At 65.5% G+C, this 25,717-nt stretch carries 25 protein-coding genes; 17 read left to right on the plus strand and 8 right to left on the minus strand.

Features of this window, described 5'->3' with window-relative positions; all coding sequences use genetic code 11:
* Window positions 1–37 precede the first annotated feature (37 nt).
* Window positions 38–886 carry a metallophosphoesterase family protein gene (locus ACQY80_RS10265; protein ID WP_428678926.1) on the minus strand — a complete coding sequence of 283 codons (849 nt, stop codon included), beginning with the start codon at window positions 884–886 and terminating at the stop codon, window positions 38–40.
* Entirely contained in the window at window positions 883–1,713 is an 831-nt protein-coding gene (locus ACQY80_RS10270) for a diacylglycerol kinase family protein (protein ID WP_428678928.1), read from the minus strand. The genes ACQY80_RS10265 and ACQY80_RS10270 overlap by 4 nt, the downstream gene beginning before the upstream one ends.
* 102 nt (window positions 1,714–1,815) lie before the next feature.
* Here ACQY80_RS10270 and ACQY80_RS10275 point away from each other — a divergent pair, with 102 nt between their 5' ends.
* Entirely contained in the window at window positions 1,816–2,742 is a 927-nt protein-coding gene (locus ACQY80_RS10275; protein WP_428678931.1) for an alpha/beta hydrolase, read from the plus strand.
* Window positions 2,739–3,500, plus strand: a complete 762-nt coding sequence (locus ACQY80_RS10280) for a nucleotidyltransferase family protein (RefSeq protein WP_428678934.1) — start codon at window positions 2,739–2,741, stop codon at window positions 3,498–3,500. Before ACQY80_RS10275 ends, ACQY80_RS10280 begins: the two co-directional genes overlap by 4 nt.
* Window positions 3,501–3,608: 108 nt before the next feature.
* Here the strand turns inward: ACQY80_RS10280 and ACQY80_RS10285 are convergent, their stop codons facing one another.
* From ACQY80_RS10285 to ACQY80_RS10295, 3 genes are all read right to left on the minus strand, one after another.
* The gene (locus ACQY80_RS10285) at window positions 3,609–4,298 is read right to left on the minus strand and encodes a nucleoside triphosphate hydrolase (RefSeq protein ID WP_428678936.1); all 690 of its coding nucleotides are present in this window, start codon (window positions 4,296–4,298) and stop codon (window positions 3,609–3,611) included.
* A gap of 4 nt (window positions 4,299–4,302) precedes the next feature.
* Window positions 4,303–5,043: a methyltransferase family protein gene (locus ACQY80_RS10290; RefSeq protein ID WP_428678938.1), complete on the minus strand. Its 741-nt coding sequence runs from the start codon at window positions 5,041–5,043 to the stop codon at window positions 4,303–4,305.
* Window positions 5,044–5,124: 81 nt separating this feature from the next.
* Window positions 5,125–6,654: a lipopolysaccharide biosynthesis protein gene (locus tag ACQY80_RS10295; RefSeq protein ID WP_428678940.1), complete on the minus strand. Its 1,530-nt coding sequence runs from the start codon at window positions 6,652–6,654 to the stop codon at window positions 5,125–5,127.
* Between the two features lie 126 nt (window positions 6,655–6,780).
* On the opposite strand from ACQY80_RS10295, the gene ACQY80_RS10300 reads away from it, so the two are divergent.
* Genes ACQY80_RS10300 through zapE form a run of 4 tightly spaced genes read left to right on the plus strand, consistent with a single transcriptional unit; the run spans window position 6,781 to window position 10,143 of the window.
* Entirely contained in the window at window positions 6,781–7,563 is a 783-nt protein-coding gene (locus tag ACQY80_RS10300) for a succinate dehydrogenase iron-sulfur subunit (protein WP_428678943.1), read from the plus strand.
* Window positions 7,563–8,537 carry an MBL fold metallo-hydrolase gene (locus tag ACQY80_RS10305; RefSeq protein ID WP_428678946.1) on the plus strand — a complete coding sequence of 325 codons (975 nt, stop codon included), beginning with the start codon at window positions 7,563–7,565 and terminating at the stop codon, window positions 8,535–8,537. Before ACQY80_RS10300 ends, ACQY80_RS10305 begins: the two co-directional genes overlap by 1 nt.
* Window positions 8,534–9,025, plus strand: a complete 492-nt coding sequence (locus ACQY80_RS10310; RefSeq protein WP_428678949.1) for a PaaI family thioesterase — start codon at window positions 8,534–8,536, stop codon at window positions 9,023–9,025. Before ACQY80_RS10305 ends, ACQY80_RS10310 begins: the two co-directional genes overlap by 4 nt.
* Window positions 9,022–10,143: a cell division protein ZapE gene (gene zapE, locus ACQY80_RS10315; RefSeq protein ID WP_428678952.1), complete on the plus strand. Its 1,122-nt coding sequence runs from the start codon at window positions 9,022–9,024 to the stop codon at window positions 10,141–10,143. The genes ACQY80_RS10310 and zapE overlap by 4 nt, the downstream gene beginning before the upstream one ends.
* On the opposite strand, the gene ACQY80_RS10320 is transcribed toward zapE, so the two are convergent.
* A complete protein-coding gene (locus ACQY80_RS10320; RefSeq protein ID WP_428678954.1) occupies window positions 10,114–11,157 on the minus strand; it encodes a polysaccharide deacetylase family protein in 1,044 nt (347 codons plus the stop codon). The two genes, zapE and ACQY80_RS10320, sit on opposite strands and share 30 nt — an antisense overlap.
* A 57-nt stretch (window positions 11,158–11,214) precedes the next feature.
* Window positions 11,215–11,757, minus strand: coding sequence for a phosphatase PAP2 family protein (locus ACQY80_RS10325; RefSeq protein ID WP_428678957.1), 543 nt, complete (start codon window positions 11,755–11,757; stop codon window positions 11,215–11,217).
* Between the two features lie 319 nt (window positions 11,758–12,076).
* Here ACQY80_RS10325 and mdh point away from each other — a divergent pair, with 319 nt between their 5' ends.
* From mdh to ACQY80_RS10380, 11 genes are all read left to right on the plus strand, one after another.
* A complete protein-coding gene (mdh, locus tag ACQY80_RS10330) occupies window positions 12,077–13,039 on the plus strand; it encodes a malate dehydrogenase (protein WP_428678960.1) in 963 nt (320 codons plus the stop codon).
* A 23-nt stretch (window positions 13,040–13,062) separates the two neighbouring features.
* Entirely contained in the window at window positions 13,063–13,503 is a 441-nt protein-coding gene (locus tag ACQY80_RS10335; RefSeq protein WP_428678963.1) for a hypothetical protein, read from the plus strand.
* A gap of 2 nt (window positions 13,504–13,505) precedes the next feature.
* Window positions 13,506–14,396: a succinate--CoA ligase subunit alpha gene (gene sucD / locus ACQY80_RS10340; protein WP_428678966.1), complete on the plus strand. Its 891-nt coding sequence runs from the start codon at window positions 13,506–13,508 to the stop codon at window positions 14,394–14,396.
* Between the two features lie 82 nt (window positions 14,397–14,478).
* Entirely contained in the window at window positions 14,479–17,301 is a 2,823-nt protein-coding gene (locus tag ACQY80_RS10345) for a 2-oxoglutarate dehydrogenase E1 component (protein ID WP_428678968.1), read from the plus strand.
* Window positions 17,302–17,331: 30 nt separating this feature from the next.
* The gene (gene odhB / locus ACQY80_RS10350; RefSeq protein WP_428678971.1) at window positions 17,332–18,555 is read left to right on the plus strand and encodes a 2-oxoglutarate dehydrogenase complex dihydrolipoyllysine-residue succinyltransferase; all 1,224 of its coding nucleotides are present in this window, start codon (window positions 17,332–17,334) and stop codon (window positions 18,553–18,555) included.
* Between the two features lie 42 nt (window positions 18,556–18,597).
* Window positions 18,598–18,912 (plus strand): hypothetical protein, encoded by a 315-nt coding sequence (locus ACQY80_RS10355; RefSeq protein WP_428678974.1) that lies wholly within the window; start codon window positions 18,598–18,600, stop codon window positions 18,910–18,912.
* 42 nt (window positions 18,913–18,954) lie between these two features.
* A complete protein-coding gene (gene lpdA / locus ACQY80_RS10360; protein WP_428678977.1) occupies window positions 18,955–20,352 on the plus strand; it encodes a dihydrolipoyl dehydrogenase in 1,398 nt (465 codons plus the stop codon).
* A 7-nt stretch (window positions 20,353–20,359) separates the two neighbouring features.
* Window positions 20,360–20,995 carry a trimeric intracellular cation channel family protein gene (locus ACQY80_RS10365; RefSeq protein ID WP_428678980.1) on the plus strand — a complete coding sequence of 212 codons (636 nt, stop codon included), beginning with the start codon at window positions 20,360–20,362 and terminating at the stop codon, window positions 20,993–20,995.
* Window positions 20,996–21,074: 79 nt separating this feature from the next.
* A complete protein-coding gene (locus ACQY80_RS10370) occupies window positions 21,075–21,332 on the plus strand; it encodes a hypothetical protein (protein WP_428678982.1) in 258 nt (85 codons plus the stop codon).
* A gap of 33 nt (window positions 21,333–21,365) precedes the next feature.
* Entirely contained in the window at window positions 21,366–22,691 is a 1,326-nt protein-coding gene (locus ACQY80_RS10375) for an oxygenase MpaB family protein (protein WP_428678984.1), read from the plus strand.
* A 54-nt stretch (window positions 22,692–22,745) separates the two neighbouring features.
* Window positions 22,746–23,648, plus strand: a complete 903-nt coding sequence (locus ACQY80_RS10380; RefSeq protein ID WP_428678987.1) for an alpha/beta fold hydrolase — start codon at window positions 22,746–22,748, stop codon at window positions 23,646–23,648.
* A gap of 35 nt (window positions 23,649–23,683) precedes the next feature.
* Here the strand turns inward: ACQY80_RS10380 and sppA are convergent, their stop codons facing one another.
* On the minus strand, window positions 23,684–25,669 hold the full coding sequence (gene sppA / locus ACQY80_RS10385; protein WP_428678989.1) for a signal peptide peptidase SppA: 1,986 nt from the start codon (window positions 25,667–25,669) through the stop codon (window positions 23,684–23,686).
* Between the last annotated feature and the right edge of the window lie 48 nt (window positions 25,670–25,717).

Raw genomic sequence — 25,717 nt, forward strand, 5'->3', positions numbered from 1 at the left:
CGTTTTTTCTTGCAACGTAACGGGAAGATGGCCCGCGTCAATGCACGGGTGGGTCGATCGGCGGCACTGCGCCGACGGGAGCCACCGGTTCGCCGGGTGCGCGGGGCGGCAGCGCGTCGGGCGGGACATCGTCGATCTGCATGTCGGGGGTCGGAACATGCTCCAGATTGCGGACGTGCACGTCGATGCGCGCGCCATCCACGGCCAGTTCGTTGAAGCTTGGTGGGGTCGAACGGATGCGCTTCGACAGCGTCCCCGCGCCGATCATGCGGATCGGGCCGGCGGCGGTTTGCTTCACCAGATCGAAGGCGTCGTGGACATGGCCGGTCAGCACCGCCGCAACGCCGCGCGCCGCGAGCGCGGTCAGCGCCGCCTCGCCGCCGCGGGTCAGGGCACGGCCCCGTGTTCCCGCCTCGACCAGCGGGTGGTGCGCGGTGACGAGCGTGACCGTGCCGGATGGCAGTGCGTCGATCGCGGCGAGCGTCTTGGCCAAGGCGCGACCGGTCACCCAGCCTTTCGACCAGTCGAGCCGCCATTGCGCGCGCGCGGTTGTCTTCAGCGGGACGACCGCGACGCCGGCCAGATCAAGCTCGCGCTCGACGAGCCGTTCGATTCCGCGAATGCGTTCATAGGGCCAGAAAAAGCGCCCGAGCGGATTGAAATAGGGCAGGTCGTGATTGCCGACCTCGACCGTCACAGGAACGTCGAGCGCGTCGATCCAGTCGCAGGCGGCCGCGAACTCGTGGCTGCGCGCGCGCATCGTCAGGTCGCCGGTGATCAGCACGGCATCGGGCGTCTCGCGGCGCACGCAATCCTCGAACCACGCGAGTGCAGTGCGATCCTCCAGCCCGAAATGCAGGTCGCTGATATGGAAGAGCCGGGTCATAGGGTCGCGACGAAATCGACCCTGCTCATCCCCAGCGCGAAGCGCGCAGGCGAAGACATTTCGGCCAGCTCGCCATCATATTCGAGGCTGATCTCGGCGTCGCTTTCCAGGATGATCGTCTCTGCGGTCGCGAGGGACTCGCTCGGCCCCTCGCGGAAATCGCCGCCCAGCCATGCAAGCCCGTGGCGCAGCACGTCGATGCTGCCCTCGGTCAATATGCCGTCGGCGCGCAGGCCGGTTTCGGTCGGGGTCAGGATCACAGCGGGATAGGATTTGCCATGTCCGGCGACGCGAACGCCGGGCGCGTTCAGCATCGCCTCGAGCGCTTCGGGTGCCGCCCGGCTCGCCTCGATGATGCCATCCTGTCGCATTGTCTCGCGCACCTCGGCCCAGCGCGTCGCCGGCCCTGCGACGACGGTGATGAACGCCTCGCCGCCGTCCGATCGCACGGTCGGGATGGGGCGTTGCCGCGCCTTGCCGGCGAGCGCATCGGCCAGGATGTCGGGCGCGGGCCGGTCGCCGTGCAGCGCCTTCGACAGCAGGTTGAGCGTGCCGCCTGGCAATGGCAGGATCGCGCCGTTCCAGCCGGCAGCCTTTACCGCCGCGGCGTTGATCGTGCCGTCGCCGGTCCACACGAGCAGCAGATCGACGCCATGGTTGCGAAGCGCGGCGCCATCGGGAATATCCTGATCGGGAAGGGCGAAGGTCGCAACGAGCGGGGCGCCAGCCGCCTTGCAGGCGTCGGCGATCGCGGCCTCGATCGCGGGATCGTGGCTGCCGCTCCGGTTGTTGCAGAGGAGGGCGGGGCGGGAGAAGGCGCTGGTCATCGATCCATCCTACGCACGAAAGGCGAAAAGGTCGCGCTTGTTCGGGGAGGCCGGGGATTGTAGGGCGCTCGGGCTGCGGGGCGCGAAGTCAAAGGACGGCGTTTGATCAAATTCATCATCGTGGTGGTGCTTCTGCTGCTGATCTTCGGCGGCGGCACCAAGATGGTCGTCGCGGGCGGCGCCAAGTCGCTGAACATGGCGGACCGGCTGCTAGGCCCGGACGGCGGTGCCCGGCTGCTGCTCGGCGACCAGCCCTATGGCAATGGCCCGCGCCAGATGCTCGATATCTGGGTACCCGAAAATGCGGGCGCGGATGCAGCGCTGCCGGTGATCGTCTTTTTCTATGGCGGCGGTTGGGACAGCGGCGACCGCGCCAGCTATGGCTTTGCAGGTCGCGCGCTGGCGCAGAAGGGCTTCGTTGTCGTCATTCCCGATTATCGTCTGACCCCGAAGGCGCATTGGCCCGATTTTCTGGAGGACAGCGCCGCCGCCGTCGCGTGGACCCATCGCTACATCGGCGGGCTCGCTGGCGATCCCGACCGGATCGCGCTGATGGGGCATTCGGCGGGTGCCTATAATGCCGCCATGCTCGCGCTCGACCCGACCTGGCTGCGCGCCGCGAAGAGCGACCCGTCGGTGATCCGCGGCGTTGCCGGACTCGCGGGCCCCTATGATTTCCTGCCGATGGAAAAGGGCGGCCTTGCGGACAAGGCGATGGGCAAGGTGATGCCCGCCGAAAAGACCCAGCCGATCCACTATGCGCGCGGCGATGCACCCCCGCTGTGGCTGGCCAGCGGTGACGAGGATACGACGGTGCGTCCGCGCAACAGCCAGAACCTCGCCGCCGCGATCGAGAAGGCGGGCGGCTCGGCCGAACTGCGCATCTATCCGGCTATGGGCCACACCGGCATCGTGATGGCGCTCGCCGGGCCGTTCCGCAGCAAGGGACCGGTGCTCGCCGAAGCGGCCGACTTTCTGCGCGGCGTGACGGGGCGCCGAATCGCGCCGGTGGAGCAGGCCGCCCAATGAGCATTCCCGCCATCGTCATGGCCGGCAGCCGTCCCGGTCCCGATCCGCTGCTGACCGGCAGCGGCGCATCGACCAAGGCGTTGCTTCCGATCGCGGGTCAGCCGATGCTGGTCCATGTCGTGCGCGCGCTCCGCGCCTCGCCGCTTGTCGGGCCGATCACGCTGCTCGCGCAGAACAGTGCCGAACTGGCGGCCGAGGCGGGTCTTGCGGGCATAGCCGACCTGCATTTTTCGGATTCGGGGCAGGGGATCAGCAGCTCGCTCGCCGCGGCGCTTCCCGATAATGATGCGCCGGTGCTGGTTACGACCGCCGACAATGTGCTGCTCACCCCTTCGATGATCGCCGAGTTCCTGACCGGTGCCGGGGATAGCGATGTCGCGGTCGCGATGGTCGAGAAGGACGTGCTGCTCGCGCGCTATCCCGAATCGAAGCGCACCTGGCTGAAATTTCGCGGCGGCTGGTGGTCGGGCGCGAACATGTTCCGGCTGCGCGGGCGCCGCGTGCTGCCTTTGCTCGACTTCTGGGGCCGTATCGAGCGCGACCGCAAGAAGGGGCTGAAGATCATCGCCGCGTTCGGGCCGTGGCTGCTGCTCGGCGCCTTGCTGCGCCTGTTCACGATCCAGCAGGGGATCGCACGCGCCGGGCTGCGCTTCGGATTGAAAGCGAAAGTCGTGCCGATGTCGGAGGGAGAGGCGTGCATCGACGCCGACAAGCCCGTCGACATCGTGCTGATCGAAAAGATCATGGCGGCGCGCTGAGCACCACGTCATTGCTAGGAGCCGAAGGCGACGAAGCAATCTCCAGCCATCGGCATATGCAAACGATAGCTGGAGATTGCTTCGCTTCGCTCGCAATGACGGGAATTGTCAGGCCGACGCGAGCGCCTGATCGACCGCGGCAATCGCGAGCGCAAGTTCATCCTCATAGGGAATCGTCGCGTCGATATCGACGATCGGCGCGCCGTTGAAGGCGAGCAGCGGCACCGTCTCGACCTTGCGGGTGATCAGCGCGCGATCATGGTCGGGCTTGCGCGCCATCACCGTATCGACATCGACGTGGAGCCGGATCACGAGCGTCGGGACATAGGCCGCCATATCGGCATAGAGCGCGCGTTCCTCGGCCTGCATCGCGGCAAGGCGGGCGTTCGTGGCGCGGCCTGCGAGGATCGGGCCGTCGTGGAGGCCGGGCACCTCGAGCTGCGGATAACGGTCGGTGACGATCGTGATGCCCGCGCGGCGCGCATCGAGCAGGCCCTCGAACTTCGCGCGGCGCTTCTTCGACTTGTTCAGCGCGTAGCGCGCGGCGATCTGTCCGGGGATCGGCTCGCCGGGCTCGCGGAGCCTGTCCGCAATTCCGTCGAGGAAGCGGTGGAGCGGCGGGCCGACGATCGGCCAGCGGCCGATACGACGACCCTGCTCGCCCGAACCAAGACCAAGGTAGCCGCTCTCGGCAGCTCGCGTCTTCTGCACATGCGCGAGCAGGTCCGCCGACAGGGTCGACTTGCCCGATCCGTCGCTGCCGACCACCGCAATCAGGGGAGCGAGATCGCTCCCCATGCGATCAGCTCAGTTCCTTGAAGAAGCCGACCATCTTGAGCCCGCCGATGATGAAGCGGACGACGACGAGCGCGCCATAGGCATAGACCCAGGTCCACTGCTGCGGCGTCAGCACGTCGAAGTTGAAGTCGAGGCGCGCAAACCAGGTCAGGAAGACGGTCGTCGCGAGCAGGAACAGCTTGTTCTGTTCGCGCCAGATCATGCGCTTCCACCAGAAGGGATATTTGGGCTTCACCCAGCCGTGGAGGCGCGGAAGTAGCGCAGGAACGTCCTTCGCCCATTCGGCATGCGCCGCGCCGAATTTCTCGCGGAGGAATTCTTCCTCATAGATCGAGATGCGCTCGTAGATGAGGACGCCAAGCAGGAAGACGATTGCGCCGAACACCCAGCTGCCCGACAGCATCGCGAGGCCGGTGAAGTTCAGGATACGGCCGACGTAGAGCGGGTTGCGCACCAGGCTGTACGGCCCGGTCGTGTTGAGTTCGCTCGCCTCGGCGGCGACCTTGGCGCGGCCCGAGGTGCCGAGCGCGGCCCAGCCGCTGGTGAAGATGCGGACGATCGCGCCCGCGCTTGCGACGCCGAGCGACAGCCAGAACCAGGCACAGTCGCCGAATGCGGTCTGGAACGGACCCCAATCCTTGCTGCACCAGGCGATCATGACCGAGATCGCGATGGTGATGTAGATATAGGTGCCGCGAATGAAGAAGAGGCGCTTGCCGCTGCGGGCGAGTTCTTGCTGATACATGGGATTCCGCCTGTTGGCCGCAGATGCGGCAATTATCTGGCGTCCCCTCTAACCGATTTTGCGGCCAAATTAAGACCTAAGTTACACGAGCCGCAGCTTGCGCGCCGTCTTGCCCAGCGAAGCGCGGTCGGCGTGGGGTAGCGCGAAGCGCAGCGACGACCAGATTGCGCCCGCCGCGATGACGACGATCAGTGGCAGCGCGATCGCGTCGGGCAGGCGGCTGACGAGCAATGCCAGGCCGCCGGCGACCAGCGTAATCGCCAAGCCGCGCAGCGCGACCTTGGGGAATTGATGGTCGAAGGGGTGCAGTCGTTCGCTGGTTGCCAGTTGCAGCATGGGGATTCCCGCCATCACGACAAGGCCGATCGACATCGCCAGCGTGACGCCGGTCAGTTCGTTCATATGGCCGACGATCAGCCAGCCCGCGCCGAGCGCGACGACCACGCCCACGATACTCGCGGTGAGCTGATGCCGGAACGCCGCGACCACCTGAAGCACCGGCTGCGAAATGCCGAGCACGGCTTCGAGCGCGCGCGCGAAGAGCAGGATGATCACCGCGCCCTGCGCGATATGCGCCTGATGCCCGAACAGCCCGAGCAGCGACGAACTGCCCGCCGCGAGCACGGCGGCGAGCGGCAGGGCGATCGCCGCGATCAACCGCGTCGCATAGGCATAGATGTCGGAAACCTGCGCGCGGTCTTCGCGCTCGGCGCTCGCCGCGAGCGGCGCCATCACATAGACGAAGGCGATGCGGACGAGCTGGACCACGCTCGACAGCTTGCGCGCGATCGTGAAGAGCGCCGATGCGCTCGCGCCCGCCGAGCCCGGCAGCAGCAGGTTGAGGATCAGCGCCGGCGCATCGCCGAACAGCCGGGCGATGATGTTCGAAGGCAGGATCGACAACCCGGCCCAGAAGGTGTTGCGTTCGACCTCGCTGCCTCGGCCGCCGCCGCGCAGATCGGCGAAATTATAATAGCGCGCGAGCAGCCGGACGCAGAGGATCGCCGTGATCGCCAGGGAACAGAGGTGCGCGATGAACAGGCCCTTGAGGCCGAGGCCGCCCGCGAAGAACAGCCCGGCGAACACCAGCCGCATGATCTGTTCCCAGACGATACGCAGCCGGATTTCGGCGCCGAACACCATGCGTGCCCGCATCGCCGAGGTTGCAATCTCGACAAAGGCCCAGAGCGGCAGCGCCCATACGAACAGCTGGATCGCGGGGACGACGAGCGGCCGGTCATGCTCGGCGACATTGAGGAAGGGGGCGAGATCGGCCGCAAAGGCAGCGATCAGGCCTGCCACGATCAGGCACGGCCCGACGCCGAAGATCATCGCGGTGCGGAGCGCCGCAGCTGCTTCGGCATCGCTCGCCGATTGCGGCACCGTGCGCTGCATCGCGCTCGTCATCCCCATATCAAAGATATTTTCGAGCAGGTTCACCGTCGCCCACAGCACGGCGTACAGGCCGTAACCGGCAAGCCCGAACATCAGCACATAAAGCGGCTGTGCGACGATCTCGACCACCGCGCCCAATCGGGCGAGCACGGTCGTGCCGAGCCCCTTTGCGACGCTGCGGCTGGTTACTGTGGGCTGGGCGGTCTCTTCGCTCATGTTTCGCGCCCCTAGCGGTTCAGCCCCCGCCCCGCCAGCGGCTTTCGCATTTGCGAGCATCACCCTCTTGCCGACTCCCTCGTTCAGGTCTAGGCCGACCGCGACTGCATCAGGGGAGCCAGAGACATGGCCGAATTTCGTCTGCCCAAGAACAGCCGCCCGCAAAAGGGCGGACAGGTCCACAAGGCCGATGGCGCGACCAACGTCAAGAAATTCAAGGTCTATCGCTACAATCCCGACAGCGGACAGAACCCGCATTTCGACACGTTCGAGATCGACACCGACAAGTGCGGTCCGATGGTGCTCGACGCGCTGATCAAGATGAAGAGCGAGCAGGACAGCACGTTGACCTTCCGCCGCTCGTGCCGCGAAGGCATCTGCGGCAGCTGTTCGATGAACATGAACGGCAAGAACGGCCTCGCCTGCACGACCGCGATCGAGGATCTGAAGGGCGACATCCAGATCACCCCGCTGCCGCACATGGAAGTCATCAAGGATCTCGTCCCCGACTTCACCCATTTCTATGCGCAATATGCGTCGATCGAGCCGTGGCTGAAAACCAAGACGACGACGCCCAGCGGCAAGGAACGCCTCCAGTCGCCCGCCGAGCGCGAAAAGCTCGACGGGCTTTACGAGTGCATCCTGTGCGCCTGCTGCTCGACGAGCTGCCCGAGCTATTGGTGGAACAGCGACAAGTTCCTCGGCCCCGCGATCCTGCTTCAGGCGTATCGCTGGCTCGCCGACAGCCGCGATGAAATGACCGGTGAACGCCTCGACGAGCTGGAAGACCCCTTCCGTCTCTATCGCTGCCACACGATCATGAACTGCGCCAACGCCTGCCCCAAGGGCCTGAGCCCGGCGCGCGCGATCGCCGAGATCAAGAAGCTCGAGGCCGAGCGACAGGTCTGATGCGCCGGGGCGTAGCGCTCGCCGCGCTGGCGCTCGCCTCCTGCACGCCGAAACCGGTCCTTCTGGAGGCGCCGCGGCTGCCCGATGCGGTGGCGCTGGGCAGTGCGACATGGCTCATTCCGGGCGGTTTCGAGCCCGGGCGTTCGCCCGACGGAAACAGCGTCATTCTGGCTGGTCCCGAAGGCGCGATCCTCGTCGACACGGGCCGGCACCTCGGTCATGTCGAAGCGATCGAGCGCGGATTTCGTGCGCTCGGCTTTCCGCTGGCCGCGATCGTCAACACGCACTGGCACCTCGATCATGTCAGCGGCAATCCGACGCTCAGGGCCCTTCATCCGGGGGTGAAGGTCTACGGCACGTCGGCGATCGATGGCGCGCTGACAGGGTTTCTGGCCACGAGCGCGGATGCGTCGCGCAAGGCGCTGTCCGACGGCAGCGTGCCCGAAAGCGCGATTCCCGATGTCAAAGGCGACCTTGCGACCATCGCGCGCGGGGCAGAGCTTCGCGCCGATGTGGTCGTCGACGAACCGCGCGATCTGAGTATTGCAGGTCGGCCGCTCTCGCTTCGCATTGCGCGCCGCGCTGCGACCGAACGCGACCTTTGGATCTATGACGCGGCGGAGAAGCGCGCGATCGTGGGTGATCTCGTTACCCTCCCTGCCCCCTTCTTCGATACCGCATGTCCCGAGGGCTGGCTGAAGGCGCTCGACGACATCGCGTCCTCGGGTGCCAGACAGGTCGTTCCCGGGCATGGCCCCCTGATGACGATCGCCGAGTTCAACGGCTGGCATCGCGCCTTCACCGATTTTATGGCTTGCACGCGCGGGTCGGGCGCGCTTGAGGCCTGTTCGGCAGGCTGGCTTGCCGGCGCCAAGTCGTGGATCGGCGACGACACGGCGCGTGCGAAGGCGATGGCTGATTATTATGGCGGATTGATCCGCGGCGGAAAACTGGACGGATATTGCAAGGCATGAACGACGGCATCGAGGAACCGAAGCGGCGCGAGAATTTCACTGCCGAGGAACTGGCGGACGGCTGGGTGAGCTGGAATCTCAAGGACCCGAGCCGCTTCAACGCCTTCATCGAGCCACTGTCGGTGCGCGTCGAGCGGCCGACCGAGGATGGCCGCCCGCGCGCCCGCGTCCGGATGCTGCCGGAGCGCAAGCACAGCAATCTCGGCGACAATGTCCATGGCGCGGTGACGCTCGCGCTCGTCGACATTGCGCTCTTCGCTGCCTCGCACCAGTTCGGATCGCTCGATGCCGGCCATTCGGTAACGCTCGACCTGTCGACGCAGTTCGTCGGGGCGGGCCGGCTCGGCGAACCGATGGACGCGGTGGTCGAGCTGGTGCGCGAAACCGGACGCCTGATCTTCCTGCGCGGCCTGGTCGTGCAGGGCGAGGGCGACGCGCATATCGTCCTCAGCTTCGCTGGCACGATCCGCAAGGCCAGCAAAAAATGACCACAGTCCTCGCTGCCTATGATGCGCTCGTCGCGGCGGGCGAGCTGAAACCCGATGCCGAGCAACGCGCGGCGGCCGAACGGCTGAACCGGTTGCAGGAGGAGCTCGAGGCCGCGCCGCCACGCGGCAGCCTGCTCTGGCGCATCGCCGGCCGCAAGCCCGAGAGCCCGCGCGGCGTTTATCTTTGGGGTGCGGTCGGGCGCGGCAAGTCGATGCTGATGGATCTCTTCTACGACCAGCTCGCAATCCAGCGGAAGAAGCGCGTGCATTTCCATGCCTTCATGCTCGACGTCCACGCAAAGATGCGCGAGGCCCGCAAGACCGAGAGCGGCGATCCGATCCCGCAGGTCGCGGCGATGCTGGTCGAGAATGTCCGCTGCCTCGCGTTCGACGAAATGGTGGTCAACAACAGCGCCGATGCGATGATCCTCTCGCGCCTGTTCACCGCGCTGATCGACCATGGCGTTACCGTCGTCGCGACGTCGAACCGGCCGCCGAAAGACCTCTACAAGGACGGGCTCAACCGCGAGCATTTCCTGCCCTTCATCGCGCTGGTCGAAGCGAAGCTCGACGTGATGAGCCTCAACGGGCCGACCGATTACCGGCGGCACCGGTTGGGCGATGGCAAGCGCTGGTTCGTTCCCGCCGACGATGCTGCGAGCGCGGCACTTTCCGCAGCATTTTTTCGCCTGACCGACTATCCCCCCGAGGACCGCGCCAATGTGCCGACGCTCGATCTCGACGTTGGCGGCGGGCGGTTGCTGCACGTGCCTAAGGCGCTGAAGGGCGTCGCGGTATTTTCGTTCAAGCGGCTCTGCGCCGAAGCGCGCGGCGCGTCGGACTATCTGGCGGTCGCCCGTCACTTTCACACCGTGATCATCGTTGGCATTCCGCGCATGGGACCCGAAAACCGCAACGAGGCGGCGCGCTTCGTGACGCTGATCGATTCGCTTTACGAGTATAAGGTGAAGCTGCTGGCGAGCGCCGCAGCCGAGCCCGACGATCTGTATATCGCGGGCGACGGGGCATTCGAATTCGAGCGGACGGCGAGCCGGCTGTCCGAAATGCAATCCGACGATTATCTGGCGCTAGGCCACGGCCAGGAAGACGCCGCCTAATATCTTGCCCCAGCGCGAGGAGTTGACGGTGACCGCGATCAAATCGCGGACATAGCGCACTTCATGCGCCAAATGGCCGGCCGCTTGCTCGACGATACGCCGTGCGGTGCGGAACGGCTTCGGCGCCGCGACCTGGATGCGGCGGGGTTGCGCGGGCGGGGCGGGCAGCGTGGCAAAGCCGCCGCTCGTCACGCGCGGATCTTCTGCGATCGCGCGGCAGAGCGCCTCCATCCGTTCGATCGCCAGCCGGTTCGCAACCGCGCGGTCGCGGCTCAGCAGCTCGAAACTGTGGCTGAAGGCCGAGAACTGGATCGCGTCGCTGGCGGCCGAATGGTCGAGCGCGTCGCGCATTTCCTCCTCGGACATCGCGCAGAGCTGCGCGGGGCGGAAGCGGCTCGCGCGATCGAGCAGGCCGCTTACCGGCACTTCGCACAGGCCATGATGCACGCGCATGCCAAGGTTGCCGGGGTCGAGCGATATCTCGCATCCATGTCCGGCCCAAGCGCCATTAAAGCTGCTGTCGAAGCGGAAGCCGAGGCTGGCAAGCGCGCGGAGCGTATCGTCATTGGCGCCGAAATTGCCCGCGCGAAAGGCAATGGGCGTGGGGGCGCCCGCCGCGACCAGCATGTCGCGGGCAAAGCCGATCAGCTTTTTCTGCGCCGCCAGTGGGAAATCGCCGATGTTGCGTCCGGTCAGCCGTCCTGCCGGGTTGAAGCGCGCGAAGGTCAGCCATTCGGTGTGGAGATGAAGCTGCACCTCGTGCCCGCGTTCGATGATGGGGCGGACGATCGCCTCGATGACGCTCGGGCCGTGGACCAGCGCGGGCATCGGATCGACGAAATAGACGCCGGTGAGGCCGTGGCGTTCGAGCATGTCCATCTGGAAATGAATGCCGAAATCACCCTCGCGGCAGCGGCCGAGGATCGAGCTTTCGAAATTGGCGCGCGCACCGATGCCCCGCTGGTAGAGGCCGGCCGACAGCTCGGTGTCGAAACTGATGATCGCGCGCGTCACCGTGCCACCCTAGGCCTTGCCGGATAAGGGAGGGTTAAGGCGGGCCTCCGGGAAAGGTCAGAAGCGCAACGTCACGTCGACGCCCGCGCCTTTGGTGTCGCCCCACGGGAAAATCTGGACGCGGTCGTTCGCCCTGGTGGTGACCAGATGCCCGGTTGCGGTGCCGATCGCCGCACCGACAAGGACGTCGCCGACGCGGTGCTTCTTCGCCTCGACGCGGCTGAGGCCGACGAAGGAGGCGACGACATAGGCGGGAAGGCCCGCTTCCCAGCCATAGCGGTTGTGGAGTGTCGCGGCGGCGGCGAAACTGGTCGATGTGTGACCCGAGGGAAAGCTCTTGTTGTCGCTGCCGTCGGGGCGGCGCGAGGGGAAGGCCTCTTTGAGCCCTTGCGTGATTAGCATCGTGCCTCCGATGCTGCCCCCCGCTTCGAGAACGCCTTCCCAGTCGCCCTGAACCGCGGGAACGCCAAAGGCCGCGACGATCAGCGCGTTTTTTGCGACCGTCCCGGCATCGTTCCAGCCATCCTCGCTGGCGCAGGCGGGCGCTGCGATGCTAAAAGTCATCAGCGTGGCGACGCCCGCTGTCGTAAGTCTCGACATGATCTTGTCTCCCGAAAAGGCTCCCCCCTTTTCCCGGGCACCAACCGCATATCGCCTGGCGCTGGCAAGGCCAAGGCATTGTGACGCGATGGTCACAATCTTTTGCAAAACCAGATCACAGTCTCTGCTAAACCTTGTTTATCGCTATTGCGAACTATTTTCAAAAAAACCCGGAATTTCGTCCTTTTCGCGGTTGTTTCGTTAAGGGAATCGGCGTAGGGGCGACGCCAGTCTTGGGATCGATATTGCGGTTTTAGCCCGTGACCGCGCCGATCCGTGAACCACAGCCGGGCTTGCCACGAAGGGAGTGCCGCGCGCCATGGGACGCAAGAAGATCGCATTGATCGGAGCCGGGAATATCGGTGGAACGCTGGCGCTGCTCGCCGCGCAGAAGGAACTGGGTGACGTCGTCCTGTTCGACGTCGTCGAAGGCGTGCCGCAGGGCAAGGCATTAGACCTTTCGCAGGTCGGCCCGATCGCCGGCTTCGACGCGAAGATCACCGGCACCAATGACTACAAGGACATTGCGGGCGCCGACGTCATCATCGTCACCGCCGGTGTTGCCCGCAAGCCGGGCATGAGCCGCGACGATCTGCTCGGCATCAACCTGAAGGTCATGAAGGCCGTCGGCGAAGGCATCAAGGCGAACGCCCCCGACGCCTTCGTCATCTGCATCACCAATCCGCTCGACGCGATGGTCTGGGCGCTCCGCGAATTTTCGGGCCTGCCTGCGAACAAGGTTGTCGGCATGGCCGGGGTGCTCGATTCGGCGCGCTTCAGCCACTTCATCGCCGATGAGTTCGACGTGTCGGTGAAGGATGTGAACACCTTCGTGCTCGGCGGCCACGGCGACACGATGGTTCCCGTCGTCCGCTACTCGACCGTCAACGGCATCCCCGTTCCCGACCTCGTCAAGATGGGCCTGTCGAGCCAGGACAAGATCGACGCGATCGTCAAGCGCACCCGCGGCGGCGGCGGCGAAATCGTCGCGCTGCTCGGTACGGGTTCAGCTTTCTACGCCCCCGCCGCGTCGGGCATTGCGATGGCCGAAGCCTATCTGGGTGACCAGAAGCGCATCCTGCCCTGTGCCGCCTATGTCGATGGCCAGTATGGCCTTGACGGCCTGTACGTCGGCGTTCCGGTGCTGATCGGCGCCGGCGGCGTCGAGAAGATCGTCGAGATCGAGCTCGACGACGCCGACAAGGCGGGCCTTCAGGTCTCGGTCGACGCGGTCAAGGAACTGCTCGACGCGTGCAAGAATCTGGATCCGTCGCTGGCGTGAGCCTTCGCTTCGCTCTTTCTGCTGTGCTGCTTGCGGCCGGACCGGCCGCAGCAGCCGAGCAGCCGACGCTCGACCAGTTGATGGCGACGCCGTCTGCCCCGGACATCGCCGCGCAGTGGAAGGCGATCTGCCTCGACCACGCCGGCGATGCCAAGGCACAGAAGGCGACGGTGAAGGCGTCGGAACTCACTTGGCCCTATCAGGCATATTTTTTGAAGGACAAGGGCGCCCCGGCGTGCGTTTTGGCCTCGTCGATCGCAGCTTCGGACACGGTGGATAGCCTGTTCGCAGCCACCGAGGCTGCGGCTTCGCCGGCAGCGCTTGTCGATCGGAAGAATGACGCCGATCAGGCGTCGGCCGCCACCGTCATCGAGGGCATGCCCTATATGGTGACGGTCGGAATTAAGAAATCCACGGGAAATCAGGTGGCAACCGTCATTCTGACCTCCTTGAAGAAGGACTGAAAATGAGCATCCTCATCGACAAGAATACCAAGGTCATCACGCAAGGGATGACCGGTGCCACCGGCACTTTCCACACCGAACAGGCGCTCGCCTATGGGACGCAGATGGTCGGCGGCGTGACGCCGGGCAAGGGCGGCACGACGCACATCGGCCTGCCGAACTTCAACACGGTTGAAGAGGCGAAAGCCGCGACCGGCGCGACCGCTTCGGTCATCTATGTGCCGCCGCCGTTCGCCGCCGACTCGATCCTCGAGGCGATCGACGCCGAGATCGAACTGATCGTCGCGATAACCGAGGGCATTCCGGTGCTCGACATGGTGAAGGTGAAGCGCGCGCTGTCGGGTTCCAAGTCGCGCCTGATCGGCCCGAACTGCCCCGGCGTGCTGACCCCCGGCGAATGCAAGATCGGCATCATGCCCGGCAGCATCTTCTCGAAGGGAAGCGTCGGCGTCGTCTCGCGCTCGGGCACGCTGACCTATGAAGCCGTGTTCCAGACCACGAACGTCGGCCTGGGTCAGACGACTGCGGTCGGCATCGGCGGCGACCCCGTCAACGGCACAAACTTCATCGACGTGCTCGAACTCTTCCTCGCCGACGAAGCGACCAAGTCGATCATCATGATCGGCGAAATCGGCGGCGATGCCGAGGAACAGGCCGCCCAGTTCCTGATCGACGAAGCGAAGCGCGGCCGCAAAAAGCCGATGGCCGGCTTCATCGCGGGCCGCACGGCGCCTCCGGGCCGCCGCATGGGCCACGCCGGCGCGATCGTGTCGGGCGGCAAGGGCGACGCCGAAAGCAAGATTGCGGCGATGGAAGCCGCCGGCATCAAGGTGTCGGCGAGCCCGTCGGAACTCGGCACGACGCTCGCCGAAGTTCTGAAGGAACGCGTTTGATCGACCGGCCCGCCGGCGCCCTTTGCCGGCGGGCCTTCGCTCCCCATATAAAATCTACCCCAACCTCCCCGTGGAAAAGCAGATGAACCTCGAACGACAAAGCTTCGACGTCGATGAAGTCCAGGCCGGGCCCAGCTGGGCGCCGAAGAACTGGCCCGTGATCGACAGCGACGATCTGACCGCCGCGCTCGATCCGCAGCAGATGCAGGTCGCGGTGAAGGCCGCTGCGGCAAAGTCCGGCGCGCCGCTGTCGAGCGCCGAGGTCGAACGCGCGGCCGATGATTCGATCCGCGCGATGATGCTGATCCGCACCTATCGCGTGCGCGGCCATCTTGCTGCCAACCTCGATCCGCTCGGGCTGAGCACGCGCGAGCTGCCGGCCGACCTGACGCCCGAATATCACGGCTTCACCGGTGCCGCGCTCGACCGGCCGGTCTGGCTCGGCGGGGCGCTGGGTCTTGAAAAGGCGACTGTCCGGGAGATCGTGGCGATCCTGCGCGCCAATTATTGCGGCAATGTCGGCCTCGAATATATGCACATTTCCGATATCGAGGAGCGTGCGTTTCTTCAGGAGCGGATGGAAGGCGCCGACAAGATCATCGAGTTTTCGGTCGAGGGCAAACGCGCCATCCTGAACAAGGTAATCCAGGCCGAGGAGTGGGAGAAATTCCTCGCGCGCAAATATGTCGGCACCAAACGCTTCGGTCTCGACGGCGGCGAATCGATGATCCCCGCGATGGAAGCGATCATCAAATATGGCGGCCAATATGGCGTGAAGGAAATCGTCTATGGCATGGCGCACCGCGGGCGTCTCAACATGCTCGCGAACGTCATGGCCAAGCCATACAAGGTGATCTTCCACGAATTTTCGGGCGGCTCGGCCAACCCCGACGACGTCGGCGGTTCGGGCGACGTCAAATATCACCTCGGCACCTCGACCGACCGCGAGTTCGGCGGCGCGTCGGTGCATATGTCGCTCGTCCCCAACCCCTCGCACCTCGAGGCGGCCGATCCGGTCGTGCTCGGCAAGGTCCGCGCGCAGCAGGTCGTTCGCGACGATCTCGACAAGCATGAGCAGGTTCTGCCCGTGCTGATCCACGGTGACGCGGCGTTCGCCGGGCAGGGGATCGTCTGGGAATGCCTCGGCTTCTCGGGCATCCGCGGCTACAATACCGGCGGCTGCATCCACTTCATCGTCAACAACCAGATCGGTTTCACGACCAGCCCGCAATATGCGCGTTCGTCGCCCTATCCGTCGGACGTCGCGAAGGGCGTGATGGCACCGATCCTGCACGTCAATGGCGACGACCCCGAGGCGGTGACCTTCGCGTGCAAGCTCGCGATCGATTTCCGCCAGCAGTTCAAGCGCGACGTCGTGATCGACATGTGGTGCTACCGCCGCTTCGGCCATAACGAGGGTGACGAGCCTTCGTTCACGCAGCCGCTGATGTACGCCGTCATCCGCCAGCATCCGCCGGTGTCGCAGCTCTGCGCCGCAAAACTCGAGGCCGAAGGCGTGATCGACGCCGGCTGGGCCGACGCCCGCCGCGCCGAATTCGTCGCGCAGCTCGAAGAGGATTTCGAATCGGCGAAAAGCTACAAGCCGAACAAGGCCGACTGGTTTGCCGGTCGCTGGTCGGGACTGCACGCCCCCGCCGACGCCGAGAACGCCCGCCGCAATATCTCGACCGGGGTTTCGGACAAATTGTTCGATTCGATCGGCCGCACGCTGACGACGATTCCCGCCGATCTGGAAGTGCACAAGACGCTGCGCCGCGTGATCGACGGCCGCGCCGCGATGTTCGCAGACAAGAGCGACACCGAAATCTTCGACTGGGCGACCGCCGAAAGCCTCGCTTTCGGCACGCTACTCAGCGAAGGGTATCAGGTCCGCCTGTCGGGTCAGGATTCGGGTCGCGGCACCTTCAGTCAGCGCCACGCCGTCTGGGTCGACCAGACCGACGAGCATAAATATATTCCGCTGACCACCGTCCCGCACGGCCGGTTCGAAGTGCTCGACAGCCCGCTTTCCGAATATGGCGTGCTCGGCTTCGAATATGGTTATGCGATGGCCGACCCGAAGAGCCTCGTGCTCTGGGAAGCGCAGTTCGGTGACTTTGCCAACGGCGCGCAGATCATGATCGACCAGTTCATCGCTGCGGGCGAAGCCAAGTGGCTGCGCGCCAACGGTCTCGTGATGCTGCTGCCGCATGGCTATGAAGGGCAGGGCCCCGAGCATAGCTCGGCGCGCCTCGAGCGCTTCCTGCAGCTCTGCGCCGGCGACAATATCCAGGTGTGCAATATCTCGACCCCGTCGAACTATTTCCATGTCCTGCGCCGTCAGATGCTGCGGCCTTTCCGTAAACCGCTGATCATCATGACGCCGAAATCGCTGCTCCGTCACAAGCTGGCGGTCTCGCAGCGCTCGGACTTCATCGGCGAGGCGCATTTCCGTCGCATCATGTCGGACCGCACCCCGCCCGCGGACGGTGACATCAAGCGCGTCGTCCTCTGTTCGGGCAAGGTCGGCTATGACCTGATGGAGGCGCGCGATGCCGCTGACATCAAGGATACGACGGTGATCCGCATCGAGCAGATCTATCCCTTCCCGGGCGAGCCGCTTGCGGTGCGCCTGAAGCGGATGAAGAATCTCGAAGAGGTCGTCTGGGCGCAGGAAGAGCCGCGCAACAATGGCAGCTGGTTCTTCGTCGAACCCTTCATCGAGGAAGCGCTGAACGAAGCCGGCCACAAGGGTATGCGTCCGCGCTACGCCGGCCGCGCCGCTGCTGCGTCGCCCGCGACCGGCCTGATGAGCCGGCACCAGACCGAACAGTCTGCGCTTGTCGCCGACGCCCTCGGCCTTTCGGTTCGCGCCGAAATCCGCCGTGCCAAGAACAAAGCCTGAGCCAGAGCTTAAGCCCTAAGGAACTGCATGATGAGCACCGAAGTCAAAGTCCCCACGCTGGGTGAAAGCGTCACCGAAGCGACGATCGGCGAATGGCTGAAAAAGCCCGGCGAAGCCGTCGCACTCGACGAGCCCATTGCCAGCCTCGAAACCGACAAGGTCGCGGTCGAAGTGCCGTCGCCCGTCGCCGGCGTGCTGGGCCAGCAGCTTGCCGCGGTCGGTGATACCGTCAACGTCGGCGCGGTGATCGCGACGGTCGAAGCCGGCGGTGCGGCCGCTGCACCGGCGCCTGCCGCGCCCGCGCCCGCCAAGGCTGAAGCCGCTGCTCCGGCGCCTGCCGCGACGGGCAGCGAAGATGGCGTGACCACATTGTCGCCCGCCGTTCGCCGCCTCGTCCTCGAGCATGGGGTCGATCCGACAAAGATTCAGGGCAGCGGAAAGGACGGCCGTCTGACCAAGGAAGATGTGCTTGCGGCCGCCAGTGCGGCTCCCGAAGCCGCGCCCGCTCCGGCCGCAGCCTCCGCAGCGGCGCCCGTCGCCAGCGGTGCGCCCGGCCGTCAGGAAGAGCGCGTCAAGATGACGCGCATGCGCCAGACGATCGCGAAGCGGCTGAAGGCAGCGCAGGACACGGCTGCGATGCTGACGACGTTCAACGACGTCGACATGTCGGCGGTGATGGCGACGCGCGACAAATATCGCGAGAGCTTCGAAAAGAAGCATGGCGTGCGCCTAGGCTTCATGAGCTTCTTCACCAAGGCGGTCGCGCTTGCCGCGCATGACATTCCGGCCGTGAATGCCCGCATCGACGGTGACGAGATCGTCTATCACAATTATCTCGACGTCTCGGTCGCGGTCAGCGCGCCGAACGGCCTCGTCGTGCCCGTCGTCCGCAATGCCGACAGCCTGTCGTTCGCCGAGATCGAAAAGGCGATCGCCGACCTCGGCAAGCGCGCCAAGGACGGCACGCTGACGATGGACGACATGACCGGCGGTACCTTCACCATCTCGAACGGTGGTGTGTTCGGCGGCCTGATGTCGACCCCGATCATCAACCCGCCCCAGTCGGCGGTGCTCGGCCTTCACCGTATCGAAGACCGTCCGGTCGTCCGCAATGGCGAGATCGTGATCCGTCCGATGATGTATCTGGCGATGAGCTATGACCACCGTCTGATCGATGGCCGCGAGGCAGTAACGTTCCTGAAGACGATCAAGGAAGCGATCGAGGATCCGACGCGTCTGCTGATCGATCTTTGACGCCTTCCGGACCCGGTTTCACTGGCAGGGGAGTATAGGGCTATGACGGTCAGGACTGATGCAGCGTTCGGTCTCGCGATGATCGCGATGCTGTCGGGTTGCGGCGACGCCGGGAACGGCATGCAGAAAGGCTTCGAGGACGGGTTCAAGACCCAGTTCATCGAGAATTTCAACAAGTCCTGCCAGTCCGGCGCGGGCGGCGGCGGTCTGTCGGCGGACAAGATCGCCGAAGTCTGCAAATGCACCGCCGACGCGCTGATCGAAAAGCACAGCCCGGCGGATCTGATGGGCCTGAAGCCCGAGGATGCGATGCCGGTAATGAAGGAATGCGCCGCGAAGTCGGGGCTCCCCGTTTAAGCGTCCGGCGATGGCCGCGATGCAGCATTGAGGTAAATGGAAATGGCTGATTACGACTACGACGTCCTTGTCATCGGTGCCGGCCCCGGCGGTTATGTCGCGGCGATCCGCGCGGCGCAGCTGGGTCTGAAGACCGCTTGCGCCGAGGGGCGCGAAACGCTGGGCGGCACGTGCCTCAACGTCGGCTGCATCCCGTCGAAGGCGATGCTCCATGCGTCGGAATATTTCGACGCCGCCGCCAATGGCGCGATGGCGAAGATGGGCATCAAGGTGAAGCCCGAGCTCGACCTGCCGACGATGCACGGCCAGCGCATCGACGCGGTCAAGGGCCTGACCGGCGGCATCGAATTCCTGTTCAAGAAGAACAAGATCGACTGGCTGAAGGGCTATGCGCAGTTCACGTCGGCCGACACCGTCGAGGTGGCGGGCAAGAGCGTCCGCGCGAAGAATATCATCGTCGCCACCGGCTCGTCGGTGACCCCGCTTCCGGGCGTTGCGGTCGATAACGACAAGCAGATTATCGTCGACTCGACGGGCGCGCTCGAACTCGCGAAGGTGCCGGGCCACATGGTCGTGATCGGCGGCGGCGTGATCGGGCTCGAACTCGGCAGCGTCTGGCGCCGCCTCGGCGCGAAGGTCACCGTCGTCGAATATCTCGACCAGATCCTGCCCGGCATGGACGGCGACGTTCGCAAGGAAGCGAACAAGATCTTCAAGAAGCAGGGCATCGAATTCAAGCTCAAGACCAAGGTCACCAACGCCGAGGTGAAGGGCAAGAAGGCGGTACTGACGCTCGAGCCGGCGGCGGGCGGCGACGCCGAAACGCTCGAAGCCGATGTCGTGCTCGTCTCGATCGGCCGCCGTCCGAACACCGAGGGCCTCGGCCTCGACAAGGCGGGCCTCAGCCTCAACCAGCGTGGCCAGATCGAAACCGACCATGATTTCCGTACCTCGGTCCCCGGCATCTGGGCGATCGGCGATGTCATCCCCGGCCCGATGCTCGCGCACAAGGCCGAGGACGAAGGCATCGCCTGTGCCGAGAATATCGCCGGGCTGACCGGCATCGTGAACCACGATGTCATCCCGTCGGTCGTCTATACCTGGCCGGAAATCGCCGGTGTCGGCCTGACCGAAGAGCAGGCGAAGGAACGCGGCGAGGTCAAGGTCGGCAAATTCCCGATGCTCGCGAACAGCCGCGCCAAGACCAACCACGAGCCCGACGGCTTCGTGAAGGTGATCGCCGATGCCAAGAGCGACCGCGTTCTCGGCGTCTGGTGTATCGCCAGCGTTGCGGGCACGATGATCGCGCAGGCCGCACAGGCGATGGAATTCGGCGCGACGTCGGAAGACATCGCCTACACCTGCCACGCGCACCCGACGCACAGCGAGGCGATCAAGGAAGCCGCGATGGCGGTGACCGGCAAGCCGATCCACATCTGACACCTCGATGCTCGGCATCGATAATGGACTGATCATCCGCCTGCTCGATCTGGCAGGGATCGGCGTGTTTGCCCTGTCGGGCGCGCTGATGGCGGTGCGTCTGCGCCAGACGCTGGTGACCGCCTGTTTCTTTGCGCTGGTCACCGGCGTCGGCGGCGGTAGCGTGCGCGATCTGCTCATTGGTGCGCCGGTCTTCTGGGTGCAGGACGGGGCCATCGCCGCGGTCTGCATCGCGATTGCGCTGACAGTCTGGGCGACGCCCGAGCGCTGGTGGCAGCAAGGGCAGCTGCTCGAATGGGCCGACGCCGTGGGGCTCGCCGCCTATGCGGTGTTCGGCACGGCGAAGGCGCTCGCTTGGGGCGTTCCCCCGGTGCCGGCGCTGATGATGGGCGTCATCACCGGCTGCGTCGGTGGCACGATCCGCGATATATTGGCGGGGGTTCCGTCGATCATCATGCGGCCCGAAATCTATGTGACCGCGGCGGCGCTCGCGTCGGGCCTATACCTCATTCTGCTTTGGCTCGGCCTCGGAACCGCAATCGCCGCGGTAGCGGGCGCACTTGCGGGCTTTATTTTGCGCGGTGCAGCAATTCGCTGGTCATTGGGGCTTCCGACCTATAGGGGGCCTCGCGAATCGCGGTAAACAGCGGCCTAACCGAGCCGCAACGCTCCGTTTAACTTTGATCCTCTAGGATCGCGGCTGACGCGCAGGAGAGCGTGTCGTGGGGACCGTGTGCATTTTGTCGACATTGTTGATCCTGTTCGGCGCCGGTGTCGAGGCGCCCGGCTGTGCGAGCGCGTGCAGCGATCCTGTGTCGACCGGGCGCTGGATTGTCGGACTGTCGCTGATCATCTTCCTCCTGCCACTGGTCGCATCCTTCTTTGCCAGGCTTTTTCTTCGCCGCCGTCTGACACCGTTGACAGGTCGTAAACCCCGATCGCTTCGGCGCCCGTCGATCCTGTCGCGATTGATGGGCTGACAAGATGGTAAGTAATATGGCACTCTATGTGTCATGACCGCTGCGCTTGACACCATCGCCCGCCAGGTCCGCGACCAGGCCGTCGCTCTGCCCGACCTCTTTGGCCGTTTCGATTTCGATCGCCCGCCCGAGCGCTGGGCGCCCGAGCAGGAGGCGACGAGCGAGCTCAGCAGCGTGCGCGGGATAGACCGCAGCGCCTATCTGGACGATGCGGACCTTCTCGCGCGCATCCGCGAATATACTATGCTCGGCGACCGGACCGGGGATGCCTATGCGGCGCTGATGCCGAAGCTGGGCTTTCAGCGGACAGTCGCGATGCTGACCGAGGCGTGCGATAAAGGGCTGGAGGCCGTCGAGGACGCGCCGCCCGAGCTGGTGGCGCTGATCCGCGAGATGGAACAGCGTCCCGACTGGGTCGATATGGCGATGGTCGAGGAGGGCGCGGCCTATGAGCGCAACGCAACCGCCAATCTCTCGCCCTTTCTGATCCGCGGCGCCTTCATCGCGACCTTCCTCAACAAATATTCGGCGCTGCCGATGGCGCTGACCGGCACGCTCAGCCACGCGACCGCCGCGCGGCGCGTGAAGGAGACCGCGACCTTCTTTGCCACCACCGCACTGCCCGGCGCGCTCGATCGCTTCGGGCCAGGGTTCAAGGCGGCGGCGATGGTGCGGCTGATGCATTCGATGGTGCGCGTCAATGTGCTCTCGCGTCCCGGCATGTGGGATGCCGAAACCTATGGCGTGCCGATTCCGCAGCTCGACCAGATGCCTGCGGGGCTGATCCCGATCTATTTCCTGTCGCAGGATGTGCTGAAGAGCGGCCGCAAGAGCTTCAACCGGATCGAGCGCGGGCGCGTCGAACTCGCGCGCTATCGCTGCTTCCTGCTCGGGCTGCCCGAGGACTTGCTCGCCGATACGCCCGAAGAGATCGTCCGCATCTGGCGCACGCGCAGTGCGACGCTCCGTTATGAATATGACGATCCGGTCTGCGGCGGGCTCCTGCGTGCGACGATGGAGGCCGAGCTGTCGAACGACAGCTCGCCCGCCGGCCGCGTCAAGCGCCGGCTCGAACGCTCGGTCAGCCGGGTCTTCTTCGTCAAGGCCTTCCTCAACGGCAATGAGGAAGCGGCTGAAAGCATCGGCGTTCCCGTCGGCCGCCGCGACAACATTATTTACGGCGCGACGATGCTCGCGCTCGCCGGGCGCATGGTGGCGTACCGCGTCGCGTCGCGCGTGCCGGGGCTGCGCCATCTGGCCGACCGGCGCCTCGTTCGCCGGATCAACCGTCAGCTCGAAAGCTATGGCCGCGCCGAATTCCAGTCGAACGCCGCGCATTATCGTCCCGTCCCGGCTTGACCGCGCCGCGTCATCCGGCATGTTGGCCTGCTAACAGCAAGGGGCCAGCGTGGCATGACGACCGAACAGACGACGGCGAACGGCATCAGCATCACCTTTGAGGACAAGGGGCCGAAGGATGCGCCCGCGATCCTGCTCGTGATGGGATTGGGCGGGCAGTTGACGCTCTGGCCCGACGAGTTCGTCGATGCGCTCGTCGCCCACGGCTTTCGCGTCATTCGCTACGACAATCGCGACGTCGGCCTGTCGACGCGCTTCGATTCGGCGGGGGTTCCGAACCTCAAATGGATGTTCGTGAAGGCAGCGCTGAAGCTGCCGGTGCGGAGTGCTTACACGCTCGCCGACATGGCAGCCGATGGGATGGCGCTGCTCGACCATCTCGGCATCGAGCGCGCGCATGTCGTCGGGGCGTCGATGGGCGGGATGATCGCGCAGCATATCGCCGCGCGTTATCCGGCGCGTGTACTCTCGCTGACCTCGGTCATGTCGACCACGGGCAATCCGCGCCTGCCGCGCGCGCAGAAGGAGGCGATGCGCGTCCTCGCCAATCGCCCGATGAACGGCGATCCGGAAGCGCTGATCGCTTATTCGGTCAACGCCGCGCGCGTGATCGGCAGCCCCGGTTATCCGGCGGCCGAGGACCGGCTGCAGCGCCGCGTGCGGAATGACTTCGAGCGCGGCTGGTATCCGCAGGGCGTCGCGCGTCAGATGGCCGCGATTGTCGCCGACGGCGACCGCCGTGCGATGCTGAAGACCATCAAGGCGCCGACGCTGGTGATCCATGGCGAGGCCGACCCGCTGGTGCCGATCGCCGGCGGCCGTGACACGGCGGAGACTATTCCCGGCGCGCGGCTGTTGACAATCCCGGGCATGGGGCATGACCTGCCGCTCGCGCTCGTCGATACGTTGGCGGACGCCGTCGCCCAGCATGCGAACGGGGTTGCGGTCGCGGCCTGACCTCGCCCGCTCCCGCAGGCGGGAGGAGGCGAGAATTACTTCAGCAACAGCGCAAGCGTTCCCAGAAAGCCCTTCGCCTCGGCATCGCTCACCCGCGGCACCGCAGGCACGAAGGCGCGGCAATCGAGGCACGATGCCTGCACCGATCCTGCCCGGGTGAGCAGCGACATATCCTGCACAAGGCGTCGTTCGGCGAGCTGGCGGTTCATCGCGGCGATTCCGAACCAGCCGCGTGGCAGCGACGCATTCTCCTGTTGCTCGGCGCCGGTCCAGGCGGCGATCATCTTCGAAAATTCGCTCGGCTCATCCTCATAATATCTGGCGTAGTAAGCGCCATCGATCTTCGCCATCTTCGCCGCTGAGGCGAGCGCATCGGGCAGTCCGCCGAACTGGTCGACAAGGCCGATCTGGCGCGCGGTGCCGCCCGCCCAGACGCGGCCCTCGGCGATCTCGCGAATCTTCTCGACCGGCTGCTTGCGGCTCTTCGCGACAAGGCCGGTGAAGCGCGCATAGATATCCTCGACGCTCGCCTGCGCCATGGCGTTGAACTCGTCGTTCACGCCGCCGAACACGTCGGGCTGGCCCGATAGCGGGGTCGTCGCGATCCCGTCGGCGTTGATCCCGATCTTGGCGAGCGCCTGATCGAAGCTGGGCAGGATACCGAACACGCCGATCGATCCGGTGATCGTTTCGGGCTCGGCGAAGATGCGGTCGGCGGGGGTCGAAATCCAGTAGCCGCCCGAGGCCGCGACATTCGCCATCGACACGACGACGGGAAGCTTCTTCGCCTTGGCCTGAAGCAGCGCCTGCCGGATCTGCTCGGACGCGAGCACCGAGCCGCCCGGCGAGTCGACGCGAAGGACGATCGCCTTGGTGCCGCTATCGGCGACGGCATCGAGGATATGCTCGGCAATCGTGTCGCCGCCGGCGGTGCCGTTCGCGGCGTCGCCGTCGACGATCTCGCCGACCACCGGGACCACCGCGATCGCCGATCCGCTCTGCGACGGCGGGTTCGCCGCGACCCAGTTTTCGAGGGGGATCGCATTATATTCCCACGGACGGCTGCTGTCGTCGGCGCCGCTGATCTCGGCGACGCGCGCGCTGAACGCCATGCGGCTGCCGACCTTGTCGATCAGCCCGGCATCGACGCCGGCCTTCGACAGGTCGTTGCCCGCCGCCTTCACCGCGCCGGCAGTATCGGCGACGAACGCGTCGATCTTTGCCTTGGGCCGCGCCTTCTTGACTTCGGTCAGCCAGTTTTCCCACAGCGCGCCGGCATAGGCCATATCGGCCTCCTTCGCCTCGGGCGACTGGTCGCTGCGCAGATAGGGCTCGACCGCGCTCTTGAAGGTTCCGACGCGATAGATGTGCGCGGTGATGCCGAGCTTGTCCATCAGCCCCTTGTAATAGAGGCGCGATCCGCCCGGCCCGGCGATCGCGACGCCGCCGATCTCGTCCGACCAGATTTCGCTGGCGTGCGATGCAACCTGATAGCTGTCGGCGGTGTAGGCGGTCGCAAAGGCAAGCACGGGCTTTTTCGCGGCGCGCACCTTGTCCACCGCGGCGCCGATCTCGGCCAGCGAGACCTGCCCGCCGCCGAGGAAGCGGTCGAAGTCGAGGACGACCGAGGTGACGCGCTTGTCGGTCGCGGCGGTTTCCAGCGCCTGGACGACATCGCGGGTGCGAATTTCCTTGAGCTGGTTGCTGCCCGACAGCGCCGCAAGCGGATCGACGTCGGACGGCTGTTCGGTGACGATGCCGTCGAAATCGATGACGAGCGCGCCCTGGCTCACTGGCAGCGCGGCATTGGGCCGGCCCGCGAGCACGCCGAAGAGTATGGCAAAGAACAGCAGCAGAAAAATCAGCGCGAGCGCATCCTTGATCGCGACGAGCAGGTTCCAGACCTTGCGCGGGAAGCTGGTACGTCCGCCGGGCTTGTCGTCGCCGGGCAGCGGCCGGCGGACGGGAATGGCCCAGGGGCCGGCGGGATCATTGGGAGAGGTCGCGGTGGTGTCGGTCATGCGCGCGAACCTAGGGATGCGCTTCGGCCTTGGCAATGCACGCTTCGA

The sequence above is a fragment of the Sphingopyxis sp. genome, from assembly GCF_965279755.1.
Classification (GTDB): domain Bacteria; phylum Pseudomonadota; class Alphaproteobacteria; order Sphingomonadales; family Sphingomonadaceae; genus Sphingopyxis.

Coding starts and splice junctions, on each gene's coding strand:
- ACQY80_RS10265 (WP_428678926.1), bottom strand. CDS start 886: ATGACCCGGCTCTTCCATATCAGCGACCTGCATTTCGGGCTGGAGGAT.
- ACQY80_RS10270 (WP_428678928.1), bottom strand. CDS start 1,713: ATGACCAGCGCCTTCTCCCGCCCCGCCCTCCTCTGCAACAACCGGAGC.
- ACQY80_RS10280 (WP_428678934.1), top strand. CDS start 2,739: ATGAGCATTCCCGCCATCGTCATGGCCGGCAGCCGTCCCGGTCCCGAT.
- ACQY80_RS10285 (WP_428678936.1), bottom strand. CDS start 4,298: ATGGGGAGCGATCTCGCTCCCCTGATTGCGGTGGTCGGCAGCGACGGA.
- ACQY80_RS10290 (WP_428678938.1), bottom strand. CDS start 5,043: ATGTATCAGCAAGAACTCGCCCGCAGCGGCAAGCGCCTCTTCTTCATT.
- ACQY80_RS10295 (WP_428678940.1), bottom strand. CDS start 6,654: ATGAGCGAAGAGACCGCCCAGCCCACAGTAACCAGCCGCAGCGTCGCA.
- ACQY80_RS10300 (WP_428678943.1), top strand. CDS start 6,781: ATGGCCGAATTTCGTCTGCCCAAGAACAGCCGCCCGCAAAAGGGCGGA.
- ACQY80_RS10305 (WP_428678946.1), top strand. CDS start 7,563: ATGCGCCGGGGCGTAGCGCTCGCCGCGCTGGCGCTCGCCTCCTGCACG.
- ACQY80_RS10310 (WP_428678949.1), top strand. CDS start 8,534: ATGAACGACGGCATCGAGGAACCGAAGCGGCGCGAGAATTTCACTGCC.
- zapE (WP_428678952.1), top strand. CDS start 9,022: ATGACCACAGTCCTCGCTGCCTATGATGCGCTCGTCGCGGCGGGCGAG.
- ACQY80_RS10325 (WP_428678957.1), bottom strand. CDS start 11,757: ATGTCGAGACTTACGACAGCGGGCGTCGCCACGCTGATGACTTTTAGC.
- mdh (WP_428678960.1), top strand. CDS start 12,077: ATGGGACGCAAGAAGATCGCATTGATCGGAGCCGGGAATATCGGTGGA.
- sucD (WP_428678966.1), top strand. CDS start 13,506: ATGAGCATCCTCATCGACAAGAATACCAAGGTCATCACGCAAGGGATG.
- ACQY80_RS10345 (WP_428678968.1), top strand. CDS start 14,479: ATGAACCTCGAACGACAAAGCTTCGACGTCGATGAAGTCCAGGCCGGG.
- odhB (WP_428678971.1), top strand. CDS start 17,332: ATGAGCACCGAAGTCAAAGTCCCCACGCTGGGTGAAAGCGTCACCGAA.
- ACQY80_RS10355 (WP_428678974.1), top strand. CDS start 18,598: ATGACGGTCAGGACTGATGCAGCGTTCGGTCTCGCGATGATCGCGATG.
- lpdA (WP_428678977.1), top strand. CDS start 18,955: ATGGCTGATTACGACTACGACGTCCTTGTCATCGGTGCCGGCCCCGGC.
- ACQY80_RS10365 (WP_428678980.1), top strand. CDS start 20,360: ATGCTCGGCATCGATAATGGACTGATCATCCGCCTGCTCGATCTGGCA.
- ACQY80_RS10375 (WP_428678984.1), top strand. CDS start 21,366: ATGACCGCTGCGCTTGACACCATCGCCCGCCAGGTCCGCGACCAGGCC.
- ACQY80_RS10380 (WP_428678987.1), top strand. CDS start 22,746: ATGACGACCGAACAGACGACGGCGAACGGCATCAGCATCACCTTTGAG.
- sppA (WP_428678989.1), bottom strand. CDS start 25,669: ATGACCGACACCACCGCGACCTCTCCCAATGATCCCGCCGGCCCCTGG.